The organism is Methanomethylovorans sp. (genome assembly GCF_041447285.1).
Taxonomy (GTDB): domain Archaea; phylum Halobacteriota; class Methanosarcinia; order Methanosarcinales; family Methanosarcinaceae; genus Methanomethylovorans.
On sequence record NZ_JBGMEB010000006.1, the window covers coordinates 210,451 to 230,938 of the forward strand.

Sequence of the window (20,488 nt, forward strand, 5' to 3'; positions counted from 1 at the left end):
CTACAGTACTGATGTTGTGTGGCAGTAGTATTTAAATAAATGCGAGTACTGTCAAAAATTTAGTCTCAATGGAAGTACTGATTCATAATTAATATACGGAAATGATAAAAAGTATCACAGACAATCTTTTACTTATAATCGGAGTGTAGCATGATACTTTCTGATCATAAGACCAAAATAGTATGTACTATCGGGCCATCCTCCTCATCTGAAGAAATGATCCGGGGTTTAATACTTCGGGGAATGAATGTAGCCCGCCTGAATTTCTCTCATGGAGAGCTGTCTGACCACAGGGAGATCATCTACAGAATACGGAAAATATCCCGCGAGATGGATAAGATCGTTCCTATACTTGTGGATCTGCCCGGTCCCAAGATAAGGATTGGTACTCTTTCCAAGGAGCCACTTCTTCTCCAACAAGGGGAAATCGTGATTCTCACTTCATCTGCAGAATTCATGGGTGACTCTTTTATACCAGTGGATTTTCCAAAACTTACAGAAAGTGTTTCTCCTGGCAGCCTGATCTACATAAATGATGGTTTTTTGCAATTGGAATGCCTTGAAGTTTCAGGGCAAAATGTGAAATGTAAAGTAATAGTGGGTGGTGAGCTTACATCTCACAAAGGCGTTAATCTGCCAGGTTCTGATGTGTTTCTTGAACCAGTTACTGAGAATGACTTAAAGGTAATTGATTTTTCATTGGAGGAAGGGCTTGACTGTTTCAGCATATCCTTCATTGAATCTGCAGATGATATAAAAAAGATAAGAGAATATGCTGAGTCCAAGGAAAAAAAAGTATTTCTTGTTGCAAAGATCGAAAGGGAAAAAGCTGTTAAGAATATTGACAGCATCCTGCTGGAAGCAGATGCCATAATGATCGCAAGAGGCGATCTTGGTGTGGAGATTCCCATAGAAGATGTACCTATAGTACAGAAGAAGATCATTCATAAGGCCAATCTTCTTAGTATCCCCGTGATCACCGCTACCCAGATGCTGGAGTCCATGACCTCTAACATACGCCCTACCCGTGCTGAGGCAACAGATGTGGCCAATGCCATTATAGATGGCACAGATGCCGTTATGCTATCCGCTGAAACCGCTGTAGGCAAATACCCTCTTGCTACCGTTGAAATGATGGCCAAAATTGCCACGAAAACTGAAAAATGGCGCGGTACTTCCAAGACTGGTATATCTCAGATGAAAAAAGCTATGGCAAAGATGCAATTGCAGATAGATGATATAATCTCCTTGCAAATAAATGAAGCTCTGCAGCAATTGCCTATTAAGTATGTGCTTGTTCCCACGGCATCCGGTGAAACCTGCAGGCGAGTTTCCCGTTTCAGACCAGATGTGTGGGTCATAGGGTTTAGCAGGTACCCACATACATGCAACATTATGGCTTTCCAGTATGGTGTGCATCCTATATTTGTAAAAGGGCAAGTCACTGATTGGGAACAAAAAGCCTTTGAAAAACTTCGGCAATATGCTCTTTATATTCCTGGGGAATTGGTTATTATTACCCAAGGGCAAACTGCCGGGCATGGAATAAAGGGAGGAACAAACCTGCTCAAGTTCATCCGGCTGGAATAATCTCAGTGGATCATACAGCCACCGATACCTCCTTTTTCAAAGTATTGCTGATGATATTCCTCTGCTCTGTAGAAAGTTGATGCAGGTACTATTTCAGTAACAATGGGCTTTTTGAACTTACCGGATATTTGAGCAGTTTCCTTAGAAGCAACTGCTTCAGATCTTTGTTGTTCACTATGGTAGAAGATAACTGATCTGTATTGAGTACCAATATCCGGTCCCTGGCGATTGAGTGTGGTCGGATCGTGAAGGTTCCAGAACACTTCAAGCAATTGGGTATAACTTACTATAGAAGGATCAAAAAGAAGGTCAACTGCTTCAGCGTGTCCTGTCCTTCCGGTACACACGTCTTTGTATGTCGGATCTTCAAAATGTCCGCCTGTATATCCCACAGCTGTTGCTATTACTCCTTTTACTCGTCTGAAATTAGCTTCTACTCCCCAGAAACATCCTGCTGCAAATGTAGCCTTTTCCATCAATTTTCACTCCCCAATTCTCATTAATTCGACAATTTATATTTGTTTCTTATCTCATTTGCTATATGATTTTTGTCATTTTTTATATGTAGGAACCAACTTTCCGCCAATGAGAAAGTATATATTTGGCTTGTATATATTATGCGCATATTCTTTCAAGAGGTGAATCTTGAAAAAAATCAGTGTGTGTAAACTGGCATTTATCTTTTTGATTGTATCTTTTTGTTTTCTGCATTTAGTTGCAGCCAACGAAACATGTGATACTATAGGACAGTATGGTCCAGCTTTAGCAACGTCTGTCATATCTACTGAAGGATACGGTCAATTGTCTCTTTTACAGACCATACATGTCTATTGGTTGTGGGTACTTCACCTTTGCATCGTAGTAATTCTTCTGGTCCTGTATATTCTATATATTCGCAGGTATAACAAAATGCTTAAGCAAGAAGTCGCAGAACGCAGGATCATGGAACAAAAGCTGGAGCAATATGCAGCTGAGCTTAAGCATTCCAACGAGATGAAAGATCTATTCACAGATATACTAAGGCACGATCTGCTGAACCCCGCGGGAGTAGTCAAAGGTTATGCAGACCTTTTGCTTGAAATGGAGACTGATATAAAGAAGCTCCAGTATCTCAAAAATGTATCCAGGTCCAATCAAAAGTTAATGGACCTTATAGAGGATGCGGCATCTTATACAAAGCTTGATACCATTGGCAACCTGCCTCTTGAAAAAATGGATCTTAAAGGCATCATCACCAATGTTATTGACTCTATGATTCTCCAGATATCAGAAAAGCATGCTAAGGTTTCCTTTTCTTCTTCAGGAACATATCCTGCAAAGGTAAACCCTTTGGTGGAGCAGGTTTTTGTGAATTTCCTGTCCAATTCACTTAAGTATGGACCTTATAGTGCAAATATAGACATTAATATAGTGGATGCGGGAGATTCATGGAAGGTATGCTTTGCTGACGAAGGCGAAGGTATACCTGAATACTCCAAACAAGCTATTTTTGAGCGTTTCACAAGGTTAAAAGCCGGTGCAATAAAAGGATCTGGGCTCGGTCTTGCAATAGCCCAAAGAATAGTGGAGCTTCATGGTGGTAAGCTGGGCGTAACTGACAATCCGAAAGGCACAGGAAGTGTTTTTTGGGCATCATTTTCTAAGGCATAATCCGATGGTCAGACTTTTCGCATAACTATAGAACCATCTCTCATATGCACTTCTTCAAACTTCTCTTTCTCTTTTTCGGGTTCATATTTGCTATAAAGCATGGATTCCACACGGCCACTTTGCATGGTTTTGCGTATAAAGTCAATATCTTCCTTTTCCAACCCCGTCTTAGCTGCCGGAGGACTGGTATTGGCTTTTTTCTTTGAATAGATAGCTCCTCCTTCCATGCCAGCACCTACATATCCTTTTGAGCTTATGAAGATCAATCTGCCGTTTTTCATATATGCACCTGAGAATTCTCCAACATTGCCGTGTACTACAATTGTTCCTCCATTAAGATGAGAACCGGTGTTCATACCCGCATTTCCATTGATAGTTATAGTTCCCTGTTGCATAAGCACTCCCGTACCGTTATATACATCCCCCTCTACAACAATAGCGCCTTGCCAGTTACATCTTGCTCCTATGGTTCCCCGCAGGATGCCATCATTCAATGTGAGAGTATTTTCAGCCAATGAATTGCCTTTCAGAACATCGTTGCCCAGTCCATTGCAAAGTATGTCGGTTATAGAACGGAATTTCCTGTAGCCATTGATATCAGAAGTTACCTCCAGGATATTGCCCAGGGGCTCTGCTATGTTACCTTTTATATAGAGGCTGCCGGCTGCCATTCCCATGCCGGCTTCAGATCCCACATCACCATCAACGAATATCTTGCCTGCTTGCTGCGTTTCACCTGTGCCGCCCAAGTGTTTCAGATCAGTTCCCATGCTATAAGCAAGCCTTTTGCCTACGTTTCCTTCTATGTATACATCCTCTCCTCTCTTGAGCTCAGTTACAAGGTCTGCATATGTGAAAGATGAACTTGCCTGTGAGGGTATCACATCTTCAGGCTTCAATTTACTATCGTTCCAGCAAAAATTGAATGTATAGTCGCAAATATTGTCTATTGGTTTGAGGATCCTTGTCTTCATCATATTCTTACCCGTGTATCAGGGATGGGAGGCAGCGTGTGCATACCCATATACTTTCCATTTTATAGCGCAGAGGCATGAGATATCTTTCATTCTCTCCTTTTCCGCATTTAAAGCATTTGATGGATATGTCCGTACTGCGAGGTTGTGACTCTGCTTTTTCCTTGTTGAATTCAACGGTCTGCCTTTGTTCAACTGAGATAGCTCCCTGTGGGCATACACCTATGCAAAAGCCCATGCCATCACAAAGTTCTTCTGATACAACTTTGGCTTTGCCGTTGACAAGCTGTATAGCTCCCTCTGCGCAAGGAGATATGCATTTTCCACAACCGTTGCATTTCTCTTCATCTATTTTCACTATGGTTCTTACTACCATGATGCTCATTTTCTCCTTAATGATGTGTGCCTTCCACAAGTTCCATGCCTGCATTTCTTACTGTCTGCTTAATCTCCTCTATATGTGGACACCTTGGGTAGTTTTCCATCTGCATGCATGAACTGAGATGTACTACCTCTACTTTGAATTTCTCAAGCGATTTTAGAAGGCGGTACACCCTGCGGCCTGAACATCCTCCGCATGTGAAGAAAGCTACCATTTCAGTGTTGCTTCCATATTCCTTGAAATATTCCCTTCTTTTGTTGAAAGCCATGAAGCAACCTATGCCCGGGCAAGCTTCTGAAACAATGTCACACCTTATTACTGCAATTTTTTTGGTTTGATCTTCTGCCATATTTGCCTCAGGAGCGTATCATCACTAACAACATCTTGAACTTCTTCAAAGAAACCAGGCTGTGGGGCTGATTTGCAGGCATTATAATCATTTCTCCTGCCTTCAAGAGATGTTCTTTTTCTTGTATGGTAACCTGTGCTTCTCCTTCAAGTATGAATGCCATTGCATCAAAAGGTGCAGTATGCTCGCTCAGTCCCTGACCTTCATCAAAGGCAAAAACAGTAATTGTACCATTCTTTGTTTGCGAAAGGGTACGGCTGACCACTGCTTCTTCCTGATAAGTTACAAGTTCAGAAGTTGTAAGTACTTTTCCAGAAGGGGTTTTGCTAAGGACCTGCATGATTTGTCACTCCAATAAATAGGCAGGTTTCCCTGCCAATTATATTTTCTACTTATAATCCCAGATCTTCTTTGAATTTGTCCAATCCAATCTCATCTATGAATCTGCCAAGCCTGTGTTTTGTTGCATGGCTCTTGTAATAAGTGATGATCCTATCAACCATTTCAAGAACTTCATCATCTGTAAGTTCATCGGCAATTACGTCTGCAAGCCTTGGTTTAAGGCCTGCACTACCTCCAACCATGAGGGTGTAGCCCTTGGGAGTGCCCAGGATGCCTATGTCCTTGATTGCAGGTTCTGAACAGGAGTTCATGCATCCGGCAACGGCCATCTTAAGCTTGGAAGGCAGTTCCATTCCATGATATTTCTCATCGAGTTTCAGGCCCAAGCCTACAGCGTCCTGCTGCCCACGTTTGCAAAAAGTTGTGCCAGGACATATTTTTATGCTCCTTACACATAATCCGACAGCTGCTGCTGGTTTCATATCCAGGTCTTTCCAGATATTATCAAGGTCCTTTTCCTTGATACCCACTATACATATTCTCTGCGCAGATGTCATTTTCATAGCAGCAGCGTTGTACTTCTCTGCCACATCCGCTATCTTGCGCAAGAGGTCCGGAGTAACTATGCCTCCAGGTATCTGTGGTGCAATTGCATAGGTTTCCTTGTCTCTCTGTAGGATTGCTCCTTTTTCTAATTTGTCTCCGACCATTTTTTATCACTCTGTTTGGTATCTTTGAGATATTTAGTATAATTAAGATATTGATTTATATAGTATGTAGTTTCTATATGGATACTATGAAGGATTGTACCGTCTATAAGACTGTAGATATAATAGGTAAAAAATGGTCTGTATATATCTTATTTGAACTTCATAAGGGCGAAAAGGGTGAAAAAGGTTTTAATGAGCTTAAGCGCAAGTTGAAAGACATCACTCCAAAGACTCTTTCTGCAAGGCTGAAGGAACTGGAGGAACAGGGTCTGATACAGAAGGTCATCGATGACTCTGTACTCCCGGTACGCTGTGAGTATTCTCTTACTGCCAGTGGAGAGGACTTCATATCAATAATAAGAGATATCAAGGCATGGGGTCTTAAGTGGAAATTTGGCAATAAGGCATGTGAAAATTCAGTATGTAGACTCTGTGAGCTATAAGAAGTTTCAGATATGTACTTCTGACTTTAATTTGTATTTAGAAACTTATATATCTGAATAATTTAAGAAGATTTAAGTAGGGGGAACAAGGTGTTTTCCGACAAATATCCCATAATAACTATCTTTGGAAATAGTGGACAAATGTCCTGAGAGGTAAGAAATCTCATTTTCTTGCTAATCACTGGCTTATGGTCTGTAGTTGTTTATTTGAAAGAATGTTATTCAATAAGTACCGGTTTACATTCTGGATAAAGTAGTATAAAAGTAAGATGGGCAATCAATTCTAATAGAATTTCCTGAGTGAATAGGTTATGCACAATGGTCTAAGAGAAGATGCAGCTGAGATTCTTAAAAGTGCCATAGAGGCTGTGGAGCCTTCTGTAGCTGTCAAAAGGGCATTGGCAAGAGAAAAGAACACATTACAGGTAGGAAACCGCTCATACGATCTGGGTAAGTACCAGCACATCTATGTCATAGCTTTTGGGAAAGCATCTGTGCCCATGGCAAAGGCTATTGAAGAAATTCTCTATGATCTGCCTTTCCAAGGAGTAGCGATCACTAAATACGGTTCCAAGACCCAGCTTGAACGTATAGAGGTCTATGAAGCAGCACATCCGGTTCCTGATGAGAATAGCCTTAAAGCTGGCCAGATGATAAAAGAAATTGTTTCTAAGGCAAATCAGGAAGATCTTGTCATTTTCCTGATATCCGGTGGCGGTTCCTCCTTGCTAGCTCTTCCGCGCAAGGACGTATCTTTTAAGGACTTTGTGAAGCTTCATGAAACTTTACTTCTCTCTGGGGCAACCATTAAAGAGATCAATACTGTAAGAAAGCACCTCTCTACGTTAAAGGGCGGAGGCCTCGCAAAAATGGCTTATCCTGCAGAATCTATTAGCCTTGTGCTTTCGGATGTGGTAGGTGATCCTCTTGATATAGTTGCATCTGGACCGACTGTACCTGACTCTTCTACATTCGAGGACTTTAATGATATTGTGGAAAGATATCATATTACTCTTCTTCCCTCCATAAGCCGCTTATTGGAGGATGGATTGAATGGATTAGTGGAAGAAACCCTTAAAGCCGGAGATCATATATTCGATCTTTGTTACAACAAGCTGATAGGTACTAATTGTATTGCTCTGGATGCTGCTGCAAAAAAAGCATCAGATATAGGCTATAATACACTGCTGTTAAGTTCTTATATTACAGGTGAATCCAAAGAGATAGCAAAAGTGTTTGCTGCCTTGGGAAGAAATGAACTTTTACATGGGAGGCCCATGTCAAGACCAGCCTGCATTCTGGCAGGTGGAGAAGCTACTGTCACCGTAAAGAATGGTGGTAAGGGCGGTAGATGCCAGGAAATGTCACTTTCCTTTGCAATAGAAACACAAGGTCTTGAAAACCTTTTATTCCTCGCAGCGGGTACGGATGGCATCGATGGTCCGACAGATGCAGCAGGAGCATTTGCTGACGGAAGCAGTGTGAAAAGGGCTTCTATGAGGGGTATGGATGCAAGAGAGATGTTGGATTCACATAATTCCTATGTTTTCTTTGACAGCATTGATGATCTTCATAAAATCGGGCAGACAGGCACAAATGTGATGGATATCTATGTTCTGCTTGTGGAGTAATTGTACAAGTTTTTCAAAGATCAATATCAACATCATATACTAACTCGGGGTTTTCCTTATGGATCTTCCAGAAGGGTTCTTCCCCATACTCTTCGGCAAGTTTTAATGTTCTTTTGGGTATGGTTTTTGGTCCAAGCACGGTTCCTGGCCTTTGTGGATCATCGATGTAATCTGTTTCCATCATGAACCTGGTGCCTTGTGTCAATGCTTCCTCTATAGCTCCCTTGCCTGCAAGCACTCCTGGGAATATGCCAAGTCTCTCACATACATTCACCAGCGGAGGTGCATAATGCTTTACTACTTTGTGAAGCTTGATGCCTGTTTTTTTTGCACGGGCGGTAATATCCTCAAGTTCAGTTTCTCCAACACTTTCGGTGTGTAATTGCACCGCACAGTTCAGATATTTTGCTAGTGTAAAAGCATACTCCATAATTTCATTGGAAGCTTCCCATATTTCTGGTGTGACTGGATAGTGTGGTCTTCCACTTTTTAACCCCACAGCTAGTCCCTTTTCCACGTATTCTGCAGCTATTTCCAGTCCACCTTTCATCGTCTTCATCGCAGTGGGAAGATCCATGTACTCAAGAAGATGTGTGATCTCTGCAGGATGCACTCCAAGCACTGGAAAAGATGTCACGCCAGTTTCGTTGATCTGCCTTGAGATCTCAACAGTTTCATCAAAAACAGCCTTTTGGTCTTCGGGCTTGGTGACCTTTATTCCAAGAGTCCAGGATGGCTTCATCACAAGGAATATATGCGTTCCCCCTGCCTGCTGGAATTCTTTTACAGCTACAAGCCCTTTGTTTCTGGGATCGATATGCATGTGTTCATCTGTTATGGGTAAATTGCCTCTCATAATGAATTATATATGCCATAGCAGGATTAAAGTTTCGCGTTTTATAGCGAAGGCTTAAAAATGACATATGCCTTTAGAATGGTCGGTGATTAACAGTGAGTAAGACTGCAGCAGTAATTAAAGGAGATGGAGTAGGTCCTGAATTAGTAGATGCGATGTTCAAGGTCATGGAAGCTGCCGGAACTAACGTAGAGTTCATAACCTGCGATGCAGGTGCTACATGGTGGGAGCAGCATGGTGGAAATTCCCTTATCCCTGATGAAACCTGGGAGATCCTTGATAATTCCGATGCTTGTTTCAAAGGTCCTACAACCACACCCACAAAAGTAGGTGCTCCAAGAAGTGTGGCCGTTTCTCTCAGACAGAAATATGACTTGTATGCCAACGTGCGCCCCATCAAGACCTTCCCTAACACTCCTAAACCCCTGGGTGATGTAGATTTCGTGTGTGTGCGTGAAGGCACTGAAGGATTATATATCGGTGAGGAAGTACGCCTTACAGACGATGTTTCTATAGCTATAAGGAAGATTACACGTACAGCAAGTGGAAAAGTTGCAAGGTACGCTTTTGAGGAAGCAAAAAGAAGGAACTATGATGCTGTAGTGCCAATACACAAAAGCAACATCCTCAGAAGAACATGTGGTCTATTCCTGGAAGAAGTAAACAAGGCAGCTCAGAATTATCCTGGTATCGAAGTATGGGAGTATCACATTGATAATATTGCACAGCAGCTTATCAAGAATCCTCAGATCTTCAACAAGAAGGTACTAGTCTCCACAAACCTCTTCATGGATGTGCTGAGCGAAGAGTGCGCAGCTCTTGTAGGAAGTATTGGGCTTATATATTCGGCCAATATAGGCGATAACTTCGCCATGTTCGAGCCAGCTCACGGTTCAGCCCCAAAATATGCTGGACAGGACAAGGTTAGTCCTGTAGCCACAGTGCTTGCAGGTGCATGGATGTTGGAATATCTTGGTGAATCAGAACAGTCAGCAGCAATTTTCAGGGCAACTGAGCGTGTCATATCCGAAGGTAAGTATGTTACCTATGACCTGGGAGGCAATGCAAAACTCAGTGAAATGACAAACGCAATCGCCAAATACACAACAGAGGAGCTTAAGTAATAGCTTCTCTTATTTTTAAATAGGTCTTAAAAAACTGTCTTTATTTTTGGCCTTCAAAAAAGAAGGGTTGTGGCAGACTAACACTTATCATTCTTTATGATTTGAACGCCTGCCCTTTTATTCATTTAGTCTACTTCATCATGCATATGTGCTTTAATATCGCGCTGTTTTTTTCCCGCAGCATTATCCTGGCTTTCATCGTCCTCTCTGCGATGTAGTTCCTGGTCCACTATAGGGTTGAACATGAAGTACTTCTTTACATATGCACGGATCTCTTCATCTGATATGCAGGAAACTCTTTTTTCATCGTTGAAGAGTCTTTGGATATCTGTCTGTATACTTCTGAGGCGTTTATCGTTCTTGTCCACCTCTATGTTTACATCCATCATTTCTTTAAGCGTTTCCTGTACCTTGAACTTCAATACTTCTATACCTGAAGAATCACCAATGAGGAAATTCCTCTGGCCTCCAACTATCTCGGGTGGATATGGCTCATATGTGAAGGGATTCTTGATAACACCTGCAGTATGGATGCCGGACTCATGGGCAAATACGTTTTGTCCTACCACGGATTTATTTCTGGGTATTCGTATGCCTATTTCTTTTTCCATGAATTTGGCAAATTCTACCAGGCAGCTCAGATCATATTTTTCGAATCCCTTGATGCGCCTTTTCAGGAAGACCAGCAGCTTTTCCATCTCTGCATTGCCTGCTCTCTCGCCAATACCCAGATAGGTTACATTGGACCAATTTGCACCATGCCAGTAGCCTGCCAGGGAATTTGCAACTGCAAGTCCGAAATCATCATGGCAATGTGTTTCGATGTTTTTTGTACCGAGTTCATTTTTTAGGTATTTGACAATGGTAGGGATCCCATAAGGTTCGTCCACGTTCATGAATGGAATTCCATATCCAATGGTATCACAGATACGGATAGTACAGTCCGGATCGATCTCAAGGATATTTTCTACCAAGGGGAACACGAAATCATAGTTATCTGCACGTGTCATATCTTCTATGTGAGCACGTGTTCTGAGTCCGTGATCAACTGCATATTGCAAAGCATTGAGATATTTCTCCTGAGCTGCTTCACGGGATGGAAGTTTCATTTTGTCATAGATATGCGGATCAGATACAGACATGAGGATTCCTGTTTCCTCTATACCATCAACTTTGAGAACCATGTCGATATCTGCAGGGTTTGCACGGGCCCATCCAGTAATTTCCGGGAATTCATATCCTCTGTCCTGCATGAGTTTGATAGCTTTTCTGTCCCTTTCGTTATAGACAAAAGTCTCCAGCTTTTCAATACCTATCTGATGCAGGTACTCATATATCTGTACCTTATGCTGGCTTTTCATCACAATGCCCGGCATCTGGGCACCATCCCTTATGGTACTGTCACTGATCGACACCTCCTGTCCATGGGGAAGCTCTATCTTGGGCAGATCATCATAGTCCCGGTATGTTTTCATATATTTCCTCCAAATGTGCCAAACTCACATCATCATGCACTAATATGTTTTTAATCTTGCCTTTAAGTGCAACAGCTCACCATTTTTATGGTAGTTGCTGGGCCATCTGGCAAATGTGCATGAAATGGTATTCTACATGTGTGTTCAGATTAAAAGGTTTTCTTCCTTAATTTGCCTTAAAGATTGGCTCTGTAGAAATGCTACTTTTGCTTTTATTTTGACCTATTAATTTAAAAAGGATAAATCCCATGAGTATTACTTTCCACTGAAACACAAAGGGTATGACTATGTTTTGTCTAATAAGTACTTAAAGTTTGTTGATACAGCTTTAGCTGTATCAGGAAAATCTCACCTTTCGATTTATAGTTGCAAATATTCTAAAAGGAAATATACACAACACCAGCTATTGACCTTGATTTTGCTAAAAGAATATCTTAATGTCGATTACAGAAGTATTGTTGAACTTGTAGAATTGATGGATAAATTAAAGTTGAGAATTGGACTAAAACAAGTTCCACATTTTACAACACTTCATAAGTTCATAACTAGACTTAAGTCAGTTATTTTTAGATCGCTATTACAACAAACACTGAAACTCTTTTACTCATATAGTGAGAAAATAGATATTAATGCTATTGATTCAAGCGGGTTTACAAGTGGTCATTGTAGTTACTATTATTCATTTAGAACAGGGAAGAAACGACGATCATTCCTAAAAGTAAGTATTTCTGTAGATACTGATAAATTCATTATCACTGGTTTTACAATATCAGGCAAACCTGTACATGATACAAGATTTTGACAGGGTATTGTATCATGTTAGGAACCTGGCAGAAACGATGTTCTCTGTCATTAAAAGAAAATACGGCGAAGAAATCAAGGCCAGAAAATACTGGAATCAATTAAAAGAGGTTAAAGCCAAGTTATTAATACATAACCTTGACAGATATGTCAAGGTCAGATATATTGTTCAAATGAGCATTTCTACAGAGCCTAAAGATTTATAATTTAAAAACTAATCTATAACCCATGTGGAGCACGATAATGCAAAAATTCGAAAAACACCCTGCTCAGCAGAAAGTTATCAGATTGCTTTTTGAGCGAGGTTTTCAGGTCAATGAAGAGGGAAAAGTTACATCCGGTAAGATCGAGATCCCTCATACCCAGCTTGCGCGGGAAGTGGGAGTTGATAGGCGTGTGGTTGACTCCACCACGGAAGCCATCCTTGAAGATCCTCTTCTTAAAAGCATATTCCAGAAAGTTCAGTCTATACCTTTTCTGAGAGATGTTGCTCCTTCCCTCGGTCTTGGAGTAATCATCATAATTCCCGATGATGCCGCTCATGCAGGGATAATCGCTGATGTTACAGGCGTGATTTCAAATCATGGTGTAAGCATCAGACAAGCGGTTTCAGATGACCCATATTTTACTAATGAGCCACGCCTTACAATTGTCACAGATAGTAAAGTTTCAGGTGAGGTTGTAGAAGAGCTGCTGAAATTAAAAAGCGTAAAAGGGGTAAGTGTTTCATGATCTTTATGTTTGATCATGGAAATTAAATTTAAAGGACAGCCTTTGCAAAGGCTGAAAATACCTTCAGCATATGCTTTGATTTCCTTGGGTCAAGCAGTTTCCTGATGAGTACTGAAGGATGATCCATATCTCCATATTCTGTTATCATGTCCAGGATGTGAGGCGTGTTCATCGCGCCTAACATCTCATCCAGTTCACTGTCACTGAGACCTTTTATGAAATCATGGATCCTCATACCTATGCTAAGTTCTTTCCCAATGGCAGCTTTCCATTGTTTCTCATATTGTTGTAAACTGGCCTCAGATGCATCATCATCTAGGGAAACTGCTATCTTTGCGGCAATTTTTGCACACACTGCACCCGTGTAAATGCCGCCTCCTGAGGTAGGTTTTGTCTGGCCGGCAGCATCGCCTACTATCATTATTCCATCTGCATAGGTCTTGCGCAGCGGTCCAATGGGTATGCCTCCAAAAGTCATATCCGCTTGTCCACCTGCGTACCTGGAGTTAATATGGGGGTGGTGTTGAAGTAACCATTGGAGACATTCATGGGGTTTAGGGCCATTGATATTATCTGTAGCAAGTCCTATCCTGGAAATATGTTCATTCACTGGTACTGTCCAGGCAAAGAATCCGGGTACTCTGGAACCAACGAATAGTTCGACAAAATCCGGGTCTTCACAGTGGTATGGGGCTTCTATCTGGATGCCCGGCAATATCCTCTTTACTCTGCCAAGACCTGCTATCTTTGCCATATTACTGCGCACTCCGTCTGCAGCTATGATCACTTTAGACTGGATATTCCTCAAGTTTCCGTTTTCAAGCACTGTAAGGGTTTGTAATTTATTACTGCGTTCGATTCCAATAGCACGTGTTCTGAGCATAACATCAACTCCTGTGTCCGTTGCCATGCTCAAAAGAGTCCTGTCGAACATCTTCCTTGAAACTACGTAGGCCTTAGTTTTGCCGCCATCTATGGGTAATGGTAGTTTAGAAGGCGAATGTACAAAAGCTCCTCTTACGGAGTTGAGGACAAAGTCTTCAGAAGGCTCAAGGTCACATTCTTTTACTGCACGTGTGCTAAGCAGGCCGGTGCATCCTACTGGTGAACCTATAAAAGCGTGTTCTTCAACAAGTAATACCTTTGCCCCTTCCTGAGCTGCATAGCGTGCTGCTGTGGAGCCAACAGGTCCTCCTCCTACCACGATAACATCGTACTGCATAGTCATTCTCTTTTCCCGGATTCTATAATGGCCAGTACTTCGCTTATGTCATTCAATATAAAATCAGGAGACACTGTTTCGTGTTGTTTGTGTGCATCGTTATTCCTGTCTCCATAAGCTGCATAGGCTGTGAGCATCCCCAATGTCTTTGAAGGTGCAATGTCCCTGCGTAGGCTATCACCAACGAAAAGAGTCTCGTATGGCTTCAGTCCAAGCGACTCAAGAGCAAAAAGGAATGTTTGGTGTGATGGTTTGCTTGAACCCGTAATGTCCGCAGAGAAAAGAGCATCCAGCCATTGGTTCAGGCCCGTCTTTTCAAGTCTCTTTTTTGCATTGGTACTGTGCGCATCAGTAAGTATTGCAATTTTCAGGCCCATTTCCCTTAGCTCCCTTATAGTAGAGATCGTATTTGGATACGGGTCTACTGCTTTTAATTTCTCGGTTTCATATATCAGACAGCACTCATCATATATGGGCTGTGAGAATACTCCAATGTCTAAAATATAATCCTGGATATTGCTCCAGTCCTCAAATCCACAGCCTGGTCTTCTGAAGTATTGGAACAGATCAAGAGCTTCTCCGCATCCGATATAGTTTACAATTTCCCGGCAAGCTCTTATCTTAGCTTCCACAAAATCAAAAAGTGTATTGTCCATATCAAACATGACACAGGTAAGGTCTTCAGTGTTGATTGCAGCCCGTGTTTCAAACTTCATGAATTTCCCCTTTACATTAGGCTATGTCTAATACTTAATCTCTATTATAAATATGTATAATAAGCAAGGAGCGAGTTTTATATAGTTCGAGTATATATTTAGTAGATCGTTATATATTCGATCGGTGATCCTTAAATGTCTTCCAAGACTATTGAACTTAATAGACTAAGTAACGCTGGAAAAATTAACGAGCTACAATTTTCTGACTCATGTGAAAGAAAAGATGGGTTTTATACCTCATGCGGGCAAGCTTTTATCCGTGTACCCATCAAGTAAATTTCATTATACTATAATTATGGGCTCTCATCTCGGTTATTATCTGAAGATGAGTGCCAGTTCTTTTTCTAATTCTTCTTTTGTAGATGAACTGTAGCCGTGGGTTGTTCCATTTACGGTGTACATTGCTTTTGGTTCACTGGCCAGCTCAAATGTTTCTTCGACCAGATCATAAGGAATTATACTGTCGTTAGTAGCATGGAACATGATCACTTTGCGGGGTGATATTGATGCTATATAAGTTTCCGGATCAATAGATCTGTAGAACCTGTATGCCTTTTCATCCACCATGTTCTTGTCAATAGAAGATGTCTGGTATCCTGATGTGCTTATGCCAATAACTCCTTTTATTTCAGGGTCAAGGGCTGCTGCAATTATGGCAAATCTGCCTCCGTTGCTAATCCCAAGCATGGCTATTCTTTCAGAGTCCACTTCTTTTTGATCTCTTAACACTTCAGCAGCCATAAGTGCATCATATACCATATTGTGTTCCACGGGTTCTTTTCCCTGTTCAAATAGTTCCAGGTCAGCCTCCGGGTTTATACCTCCAAGATTCCTCTGATCAACAGTAATAGTGGCATATCCCATATCTGCCAGATCGGCTGCAAGTCCTTGTTGGTCTTCTTTGGTGACTCCGGCGCCGGGAAGCACTACAATTCCTGGAACTTTTTCAGTGGATGAAGGAAGCCTTATGAGTCCTTGTATGGAAGTGTCTTTACTTTTGAACGTGATAGACCTGAGTGTATTGTTATTCTGTATGGTGTTTGTATTGGTTATGGAATAATCTGCCTTCTCTGGCAGCTCATAGGATAGTTTTCCTTCATTAGAAACAGACCAGTCTTCAGAGCTACGCATGTTATGTAATATTCCTATAATTCCTGTAATTATGAGAACAACGCCAATCCCAATTGCAATGCTGCGCAATTGTGTTTCTTTTTTAGCAGTTTGCACCGTACTGCCTTTCATTTTTTTGTTCTTTTTCATGTCATCCTCCAACCGGTTTTCATAGTCCACTATTCTAAATACTTATATTGTTTCCTGCTGAAGATGTAGGGAAATAATAAAATTAGAATCCAGGCATTTTTAATTTGTTATCTATTTACATGATTTGGTGTCAAATACAAAACTTTATACATTGAATATTATATATGTGGTTAGAGGCTATTTTGATACATGACAGTCGATCAAAAGCACAAAAATGAGTCTCTTCTGTCTGGAAGATACGTTTCAGATGTTTTGCCTGAAGGCATTTTCTTTTTTCTTACAAATGGTACTTTTCTTCCAATAGAGTCCCTGAATCTGGATCATTTTTGTGCATTGAATGAAAACTGTACCATAAGATCTGATGTATTGCCAGACTTAGTTAATGATATCACCTGGCCTTTTGATACAACGATACCTGTAGCAGTGAAATGTATAAAGAATGTAATGTCCGGGATTGAAGCTTATTCTGAATTAGAATACTCATCTGAGGGACAAGAAGGTGTTCGTTGGTTCTTTATGAAAGTTTTGCCGATATCTGATAACTGTCCACGCTCTGTATTTGTTTGCAATATAGATATCACAGAGCGTAAGTCTGCAGAAACGGAACTGAGCATACTCAAGAACATGGCTAAGCAATCTATGAACAGTATGATCTACCTCGACAGGGAATTTAAAGTACTCTATTTAAATAAAGCTGCAGAAGATCTTTTTGGTTGGAAGTTAGAGGAGTTGAAAGGAAAATCCCTTGATATTATAGAAGTAGATTGCCTTGGTGAAGAAGTAAAGTGTAAATTAACAGAAATCTTATTTGAAGCTGGAAGGCATTCCATCGAATCTTTGTCAAGAAAAAAAGACGGTACTACCTTTTTTTGTGAACTGGAATTTTCTCCTTTTTATGACGACAATGGAAATATATGCGGTTTTCTGACTTCGCAAAGAGATCTGACTCAAAGAAAACTTGTAGAGGTAACCTTAAGGGAAAGCGAAGAAAAGTTCCAGGCTCTATACGAGAACATTCCCAGCGGAACGCTGATCATTGGACAAGACTATGTTATTGAGGATGTAAATCACAAAACCTGCGAGATAACCGGCTATTCAAGAGAAGAACTTGTAGGGCAATTATGCGATATACTGTGTCCGAAAGGATCTATCTCAAAAAAGTGTCCAATATGGGTTGAGGGACTTAATGGTTTTCAGGGAATGGATACCACTATCAAATGCAAGGATGGCAGAAAGAATCCGATTCTCAAGAATACGAAAAGGATCAACATTCACGGTAAACAGTATATCCTTGAGAGCTTTCAGGATATCAATGAACGTAAACAGGCAGAAGAGGCAATGTTACGTGCAAAGCTGGTAGCTGAGGAGGCCAGCAGGACAAAGTCCGAGTTCCTGGCGAATATGAGCCATGAACTTAGAACCCCTCTTAATTCCATAATTGGTTTTTCACAGATGTTGCATGAAGGTACATTTGGTGATCTGAGTGAAAAACAAGAAAAATATGTTCTTAACGTTTTAAACAGTGGGAAACATCTGCTGCATCTGATTAATACAATTCTGGATCTTTCGAAGGTAGAAGCAGGAAAAATGGAAATGTACTGTGAACTTTTTTACATCCAAGAGGTATTGCAAGATTTAAGGATGGTCATACATCCTATGGCAATTAGAAAAAACATCCGATTTGAGATCAATGAACTTACTAATAATGCACAGATATGTCTGGATAAAACCAAGTTCAAACAGATAATGTACAACTTACTCGACAATGCAGTAAAATTCACTCCTTCCGGGGGATTAGTGACACTTACTGTGGAACTTGAGGATAATGAATTAAGAGCTTCTGTCTCAGATACGGGTATCGGGATTCCCCAGTATGCTATAGATACTATATTCAAACCTTTCAAGCAGGTTGATTCTTCAACATCAAGGCTTTACGGTGGTACAGGACTGGGACTCGCTCTTGTTAAGGAATTTGTTGGAATGCATAAAGGAAATGTGTGGGTGGAAAGCGAGGAAGGTAAAGGATCTACTTTCAGACTTATTCTTCCGCAGCAAGAACCAGACAAAAAATAGGCATAAAAATGTTAGCACTGTCAAAATGAATATAAAATATATTACTTTTTACATAATGCCTTGCTTGTAATGTTTTTGTGAATTCATGCTCGTAAAATAAATGATAATTATCAATAATTATAATTGGTTGAAAAGATTATTAATTAAAATTTTATTTATATATGATTACATTGTCTTCTTTTTATGCTTGAAAAATACTGGGCACTATTCCTTGTAGCAGCTATTGGATTGATAATTGTTGAATATTCTTATCTAGGAATTGGATTGTCCTTTGTGAGTTTCGCTTTAGCGAGACACAAAGAGGATTATGTGCATACGGACACATTCCCTCTAGATTTACAAAAACACTAGTCTGTAAAATCCATGCAAGTATCCAGTAAATAGCAGATATGATATCATGCAGTACCTGTGAGTTACTAATCCTTAGCAAGCCAAAAAAGTTACTGCATCTGGATAATCAGTCTGATTCTTCTTTTAAAAGGCAGTTGGTATCCAGACATGTTCCTGCTGGATTATCATATCGCCTAAAGGTGGAACTTTTTTATAAAGGGTTAGCAGGAGCATATTGTACGAATATGGAATAAATAAAACAAACAGCAACAACTTACAACTATTAACTGTTTTTCAGCGGACCTGCCGGGACTCGAACCCGGGTTCTAAGCTCCGGAGGCTTAAGTGATATCCGCTACACTACAGGTCCAGAGAGTGAATACCGACAAGGTATTCATTAATGATAAATGTGCTGTTGATATTGCTTTGAGGTGGTCAGCGTCCTTTTGAAGGACGTTGATTCCTTGGCGCAGATCTTTGTTTATTCTGTGGCCGAGGTTTGTTTCCAGATCCACGCTGTTTTCTTGGAGCGGGCTTTGCTGCATCTCCTGTAGCATTTTTAGCTTTCTCTGAGTGATAATGATGCTCTGCGGTCTCTATTTCTTGGCGTGTGAGCTTTTCGATGCTACGGAGGTAATCGCGTTCATCTGCAGCACAGAATGAGTATGCTATGCCATCTGATCCTGCTCTTGCAGTGCGTCCAATACGATGCACATAATTTTCAGGCTCATTCGGTAGATCGTAATTTATAACATGTGATATGTCTTCGATATCAATTCCACGTGCAGCAATATCTGTTGCTACTAGCACTCTTACATTTCCTGTCCTGAAATCATCCATTGCTTTAGTGCGCTGGTTTTGTGATTTATTTCCATGGATTGCATCTGCTTCTATCCTATTTTTGTTGAGCATCAAAGCTATCTTGTTCGCACGATGTTTTGTGCGGGTGAAAACTAAAACGGATTTCAAGTTCTTATGTTGCAGAAGTCCAAGCAGGAGATTATCCTTGTTTTCCTGGTCCACAAAGAAAACGAATTGATCAATTCGTTCTACAGTCGTTGCTTGCGGGGTTACTTCTACATGTACGGGACTGGTAAGAAGTTTCCGGGCAAGTTCTGCTATCTGTGGTGACATAGTAGCAGAGAAGAAAAGCGATTGTCTTTTTACAGGAAGTAAAGAGACTATTTTGTACACGTCTTTAATAAATCCCATATCCAGCATTCTATCGGCTTCATCAAGCACAAAGAACTCTACGCCATTTAGTTTTACATATCCTTGATCTATGAGGTCAAGAAGTCTTCCAGGCGTGGCTATGAGAACATCTACACCTTGGGAAAGAGCTTTCACCTGAGGTCCCTGCCCTACACCACCAAACACAACAGTGTGTCGGAACCTTATGAATTTACCGTAAGTGGAAAAACTGTCTCCTATTTGAGCTGCAAGTTCTCTGGTCGGTGCAAGTACAAGTACTCGTGGTAGTCCAGGTTTGGAAGGTTTATGAATGTCTGAGATCTTTTGGAGTATGGGTAATACGAATGCTGCAGTTTTGCCTGTACCCGTCTGAGCAATACCTATTAGGTCTCTGTTTTCCAATAAGTGTGGTATAGCTTGTTTCTGTATAGGCGTAGGAGTAGTATATCCTTCATTTTCAAGTGCTCTTTGAAGTGATTTTTTGATCTTTAGGTTTTCAAATGACATTTTACCTCTGATTTACACAGAAATGGTATTGTTTTAGATTCAAATTCAGGATAGATCAATTAAAGTGTATGATGTTACAAAAAGCTCAGTTAAGAGCTTCATTTTTATTCCACAAATCTGATGTATTTCC

General features: G+C 40.8%; 19 protein-coding genes, 1 tRNA gene and 1 pseudogene. 8 read left to right on the plus strand and 13 right to left on the minus strand.

Annotated features, from left to right (window positions below):
• Positions 1 to 150 precede the first annotated feature (150 nt).
• Positions 151 to 1,590 (plus strand): pyruvate kinase, encoded by a 1,440-nt coding sequence (gene pyk, locus ACC612_RS03820; RefSeq protein ID WP_371853150.1) that lies wholly within the window; start codon positions 151 to 153, stop codon positions 1,588 to 1,590.
• A gap of 2 nt (positions 1,591 to 1,592) precedes the next feature.
• On the opposite strand, the gene msrA is transcribed toward pyk, so the two are convergent.
• On the minus strand, positions 1,593 to 2,066 hold the full coding sequence (gene msrA / locus ACC612_RS03825) for a peptide-methionine (S)-S-oxide reductase MsrA (protein ID WP_371853151.1): 474 nt from the start codon (positions 2,064 to 2,066) through the stop codon (positions 1,593 to 1,595).
• A gap of 169 nt (positions 2,067 to 2,235) precedes the next feature.
• Between msrA and ACC612_RS03830 the strand changes: the two genes are divergently transcribed.
• A complete protein-coding gene (locus ACC612_RS03830; protein WP_371853152.1) occupies positions 2,236 to 3,240 on the plus strand; it encodes a sensor histidine kinase in 1,005 nt (334 codons plus the stop codon).
• An 8-nt stretch (positions 3,241 to 3,248) separates the two neighbouring features.
• Here the strand turns inward: ACC612_RS03830 and ACC612_RS03835 are convergent, their stop codons facing one another.
• The 5 genes from ACC612_RS03835 to ACC612_RS03855 are packed head-to-tail and all read right to left on the minus strand — an operon-like array spanning position 3,249 to position 5,997.
• The gene (locus tag ACC612_RS03835; RefSeq protein WP_371853153.1) at positions 3,249 to 4,214 is read right to left on the minus strand and encodes a formylmethanofuran dehydrogenase; all 966 of its coding nucleotides are present in this window, start codon (positions 4,212 to 4,214) and stop codon (positions 3,249 to 3,251) included.
• A 7-nt stretch (positions 4,215 to 4,221) separates the two neighbouring features.
• Entirely contained in the window at positions 4,222 to 4,590 is a 369-nt protein-coding gene (locus ACC612_RS03840; RefSeq protein ID WP_371853154.1) for an ATP-binding protein, read from the minus strand.
• Between the two features lie 16 nt (positions 4,591 to 4,606).
• Entirely contained in the window at positions 4,607 to 4,945 is a 339-nt protein-coding gene (locus tag ACC612_RS03845) for a CGGC domain-containing protein (RefSeq protein ID WP_371853155.1), read from the minus strand.
• 7 nt (positions 4,946 to 4,952) lie between these two features.
• Positions 4,953 to 5,285 carry a cupin domain-containing protein gene (locus ACC612_RS03850; RefSeq protein ID WP_371853156.1) on the minus strand — a complete coding sequence of 111 codons (333 nt, stop codon included), beginning with the start codon at positions 5,283 to 5,285 and terminating at the stop codon, positions 4,953 to 4,955.
• A 52-nt stretch (positions 5,286 to 5,337) separates the two neighbouring features.
• On the minus strand, positions 5,338 to 5,997 hold the full coding sequence (locus ACC612_RS03855; protein ID WP_371853157.1) for an NAD(P)/FAD-dependent oxidoreductase: 660 nt from the start codon (positions 5,995 to 5,997) through the stop codon (positions 5,338 to 5,340).
• A gap of 86 nt (positions 5,998 to 6,083) precedes the next feature.
• Between ACC612_RS03855 and ACC612_RS03860 the strand changes: the two genes are divergently transcribed.
• The gene (locus ACC612_RS03860; RefSeq protein WP_371853390.1) at positions 6,084 to 6,440 is read left to right on the plus strand and encodes a winged helix-turn-helix transcriptional regulator; all 357 of its coding nucleotides are present in this window, start codon (positions 6,084 to 6,086) and stop codon (positions 6,438 to 6,440) included.
• Positions 6,441 to 6,751: 311 nt separating this feature from the next.
• A complete protein-coding gene (locus ACC612_RS03865) occupies positions 6,752 to 8,071 on the plus strand; it encodes a glycerate kinase (protein WP_371853158.1) in 1,320 nt (439 codons plus the stop codon).
• Positions 8,072 to 8,084: 13 nt separating this feature from the next.
• Here the strand turns inward: ACC612_RS03865 and ACC612_RS03870 are convergent, their stop codons facing one another.
• Positions 8,085 to 8,927, minus strand: a complete 843-nt coding sequence (locus tag ACC612_RS03870; protein WP_371853159.1) for a TatD family hydrolase — start codon at positions 8,925 to 8,927, stop codon at positions 8,085 to 8,087.
• A 95-nt stretch (positions 8,928 to 9,022) separates the two neighbouring features.
• Between ACC612_RS03870 and ACC612_RS03875 the strand changes: the two genes are divergently transcribed.
• Positions 9,023 to 10,051: an isocitrate/isopropylmalate dehydrogenase family protein gene (locus ACC612_RS03875; RefSeq protein WP_371853160.1), complete on the plus strand. Its 1,029-nt coding sequence runs from the start codon at positions 9,023 to 9,025 to the stop codon at positions 10,049 to 10,051.
• A 125-nt stretch (positions 10,052 to 10,176) separates the two neighbouring features.
• On the opposite strand, the gene ACC612_RS03880 is transcribed toward ACC612_RS03875, so the two are convergent.
• A complete protein-coding gene (locus ACC612_RS03880; protein ID WP_371853161.1) occupies positions 10,177 to 11,526 on the minus strand; it encodes an isopropylmalate synthase in 1,350 nt (449 codons plus the stop codon).
• Positions 11,527 to 11,818: 292 nt separating this feature from the next.
• On the opposite strand from ACC612_RS03880, the pseudogene ACC612_RS03885 reads away from it, so the two are divergent.
• Both ACC612_RS03885 and ACC612_RS03890 read left to right on the plus strand, forming a co-directional pair.
• A pseudogene (locus tag ACC612_RS03885) lies at positions 11,819 to 12,533 on the plus strand (transposase).
• 22 nt (positions 12,534 to 12,555) lie between these two features.
• A complete protein-coding gene (locus ACC612_RS03890) occupies positions 12,556 to 13,059 on the plus strand; it encodes an amino acid-binding protein (protein WP_371853162.1) in 504 nt (167 codons plus the stop codon).
• Positions 13,060 to 13,087: 28 nt separating this feature from the next.
• Here the strand turns inward: ACC612_RS03890 and ACC612_RS03895 are convergent, their stop codons facing one another.
• From ACC612_RS03895 to ACC612_RS03905, 3 genes are all read right to left on the minus strand, one after another.
• On the minus strand, positions 13,088 to 14,281 hold the full coding sequence (locus tag ACC612_RS03895) for an NAD(P)/FAD-dependent oxidoreductase (RefSeq protein ID WP_371853163.1): 1,194 nt from the start codon (positions 14,279 to 14,281) through the stop codon (positions 13,088 to 13,090).
• 2 nt (positions 14,282 to 14,283) lie between these two features.
• Complete coding sequence (locus ACC612_RS03900; protein WP_371853164.1) at positions 14,284 to 14,997, minus strand: HAD family hydrolase; 714 nt, start codon at positions 14,995 to 14,997, stop codon at positions 14,284 to 14,286.
• Between the two features lie 315 nt (positions 14,998 to 15,312).
• Positions 15,313 to 16,257, minus strand: a complete 945-nt coding sequence (locus tag ACC612_RS03905) for an alpha/beta hydrolase (RefSeq protein ID WP_371853165.1) — start codon at positions 16,255 to 16,257, stop codon at positions 15,313 to 15,315.
• Positions 16,258 to 16,446: 189 nt separating this feature from the next.
• Between ACC612_RS03905 and ACC612_RS03910 the strand changes: the two genes are divergently transcribed.
• On the plus strand, positions 16,447 to 18,330 hold the full coding sequence (locus ACC612_RS03910) for a PAS domain-containing sensor histidine kinase (protein WP_371853166.1): 1,884 nt from the start codon (positions 16,447 to 16,449) through the stop codon (positions 18,328 to 18,330).
• A 628-nt stretch (positions 18,331 to 18,958) separates the two neighbouring features.
• Here the strand turns inward: ACC612_RS03910 and ACC612_RS03915 are convergent.
• Positions 18,959 to 19,030: transfer RNA gene (locus tag ACC612_RS03915), tRNA-Arg, on the minus strand.
• Positions 19,031 to 19,095: 65 nt separating this feature from the next.
• Complete coding sequence (locus tag ACC612_RS03920; RefSeq protein WP_371853167.1) at positions 19,096 to 20,358, minus strand: DEAD/DEAH box helicase; 1,263 nt, start codon at positions 20,356 to 20,358, stop codon at positions 19,096 to 19,098.
• Between the last annotated feature and the right edge of the window lie 130 nt (positions 20,359 to 20,488).

Coding starts and splice junctions, on each gene's coding strand:
- ACC612_RS03920 (WP_371853167.1), bottom strand. CDS start 20,358: ATGTCATTTGAAAACCTAAAGATCAAAAAATCACTTCAAAGAGCACTT.
- ACC612_RS03865 (WP_371853158.1), top strand. CDS start 6,752: ATGCACAATGGTCTAAGAGAAGATGCAGCTGAGATTCTTAAAAGTGCC.
- ACC612_RS03860 (WP_371853390.1), top strand. CDS start 6,084: ATGAAGGATTGTACCGTCTATAAGACTGTAGATATAATAGGTAAAAAA.
- ACC612_RS03890 (WP_371853162.1), top strand. CDS start 12,556: ATGTGGAGCACGATAATGCAAAAATTCGAAAAACACCCTGCTCAGCAG.
- msrA (WP_371853151.1), bottom strand. CDS start 2,066: ATGGAAAAGGCTACATTTGCAGCAGGATGTTTCTGGGGAGTAGAAGCT.
- pyk (WP_371853150.1), top strand. CDS start 151: ATGATACTTTCTGATCATAAGACCAAAATAGTATGTACTATCGGGCCA.
- ACC612_RS03900 (WP_371853164.1), bottom strand. CDS start 14,997: ATGAAGTTTGAAACACGGGCTGCAATCAACACTGAAGACCTTACCTGT.
- ACC612_RS03850 (WP_371853156.1), bottom strand. CDS start 5,285: ATGCAGGTCCTTAGCAAAACCCCTTCTGGAAAAGTACTTACAACTTCT.
- ACC612_RS03910 (WP_371853166.1), top strand. CDS start 16,447: ATGACAGTCGATCAAAAGCACAAAAATGAGTCTCTTCTGTCTGGAAGA.
- ACC612_RS03870 (WP_371853159.1), bottom strand. CDS start 8,927: ATGAGAGGCAATTTACCCATAACAGATGAACACATGCATATCGATCCC.
- ACC612_RS03835 (WP_371853153.1), bottom strand. CDS start 4,214: ATGAAGACAAGGATCCTCAAACCAATAGACAATATTTGCGACTATACA.
- ACC612_RS03895 (WP_371853163.1), bottom strand. CDS start 14,281: ATGCAGTACGATGTTATCGTGGTAGGAGGAGGACCTGTTGGCTCCACA.
- ACC612_RS03880 (WP_371853161.1), bottom strand. CDS start 11,526: ATGAAAACATACCGGGACTATGATGATCTGCCCAAGATAGAGCTTCCC.
- ACC612_RS03855 (WP_371853157.1), bottom strand. CDS start 5,997: ATGGTCGGAGACAAATTAGAAAAAGGAGCAATCCTACAGAGAGACAAG.
- ACC612_RS03840 (WP_371853154.1), bottom strand. CDS start 4,590: ATGGTAGTAAGAACCATAGTGAAAATAGATGAAGAGAAATGCAACGGT.
- ACC612_RS03905 (WP_371853165.1), bottom strand. CDS start 16,257: ATGAAAAAGAACAAAAAAATGAAAGGCAGTACGGTGCAAACTGCTAAA.
- ACC612_RS03845 (WP_371853155.1), bottom strand. CDS start 4,945: ATGGCAGAAGATCAAACCAAAAAAATTGCAGTAATAAGGTGTGACATT.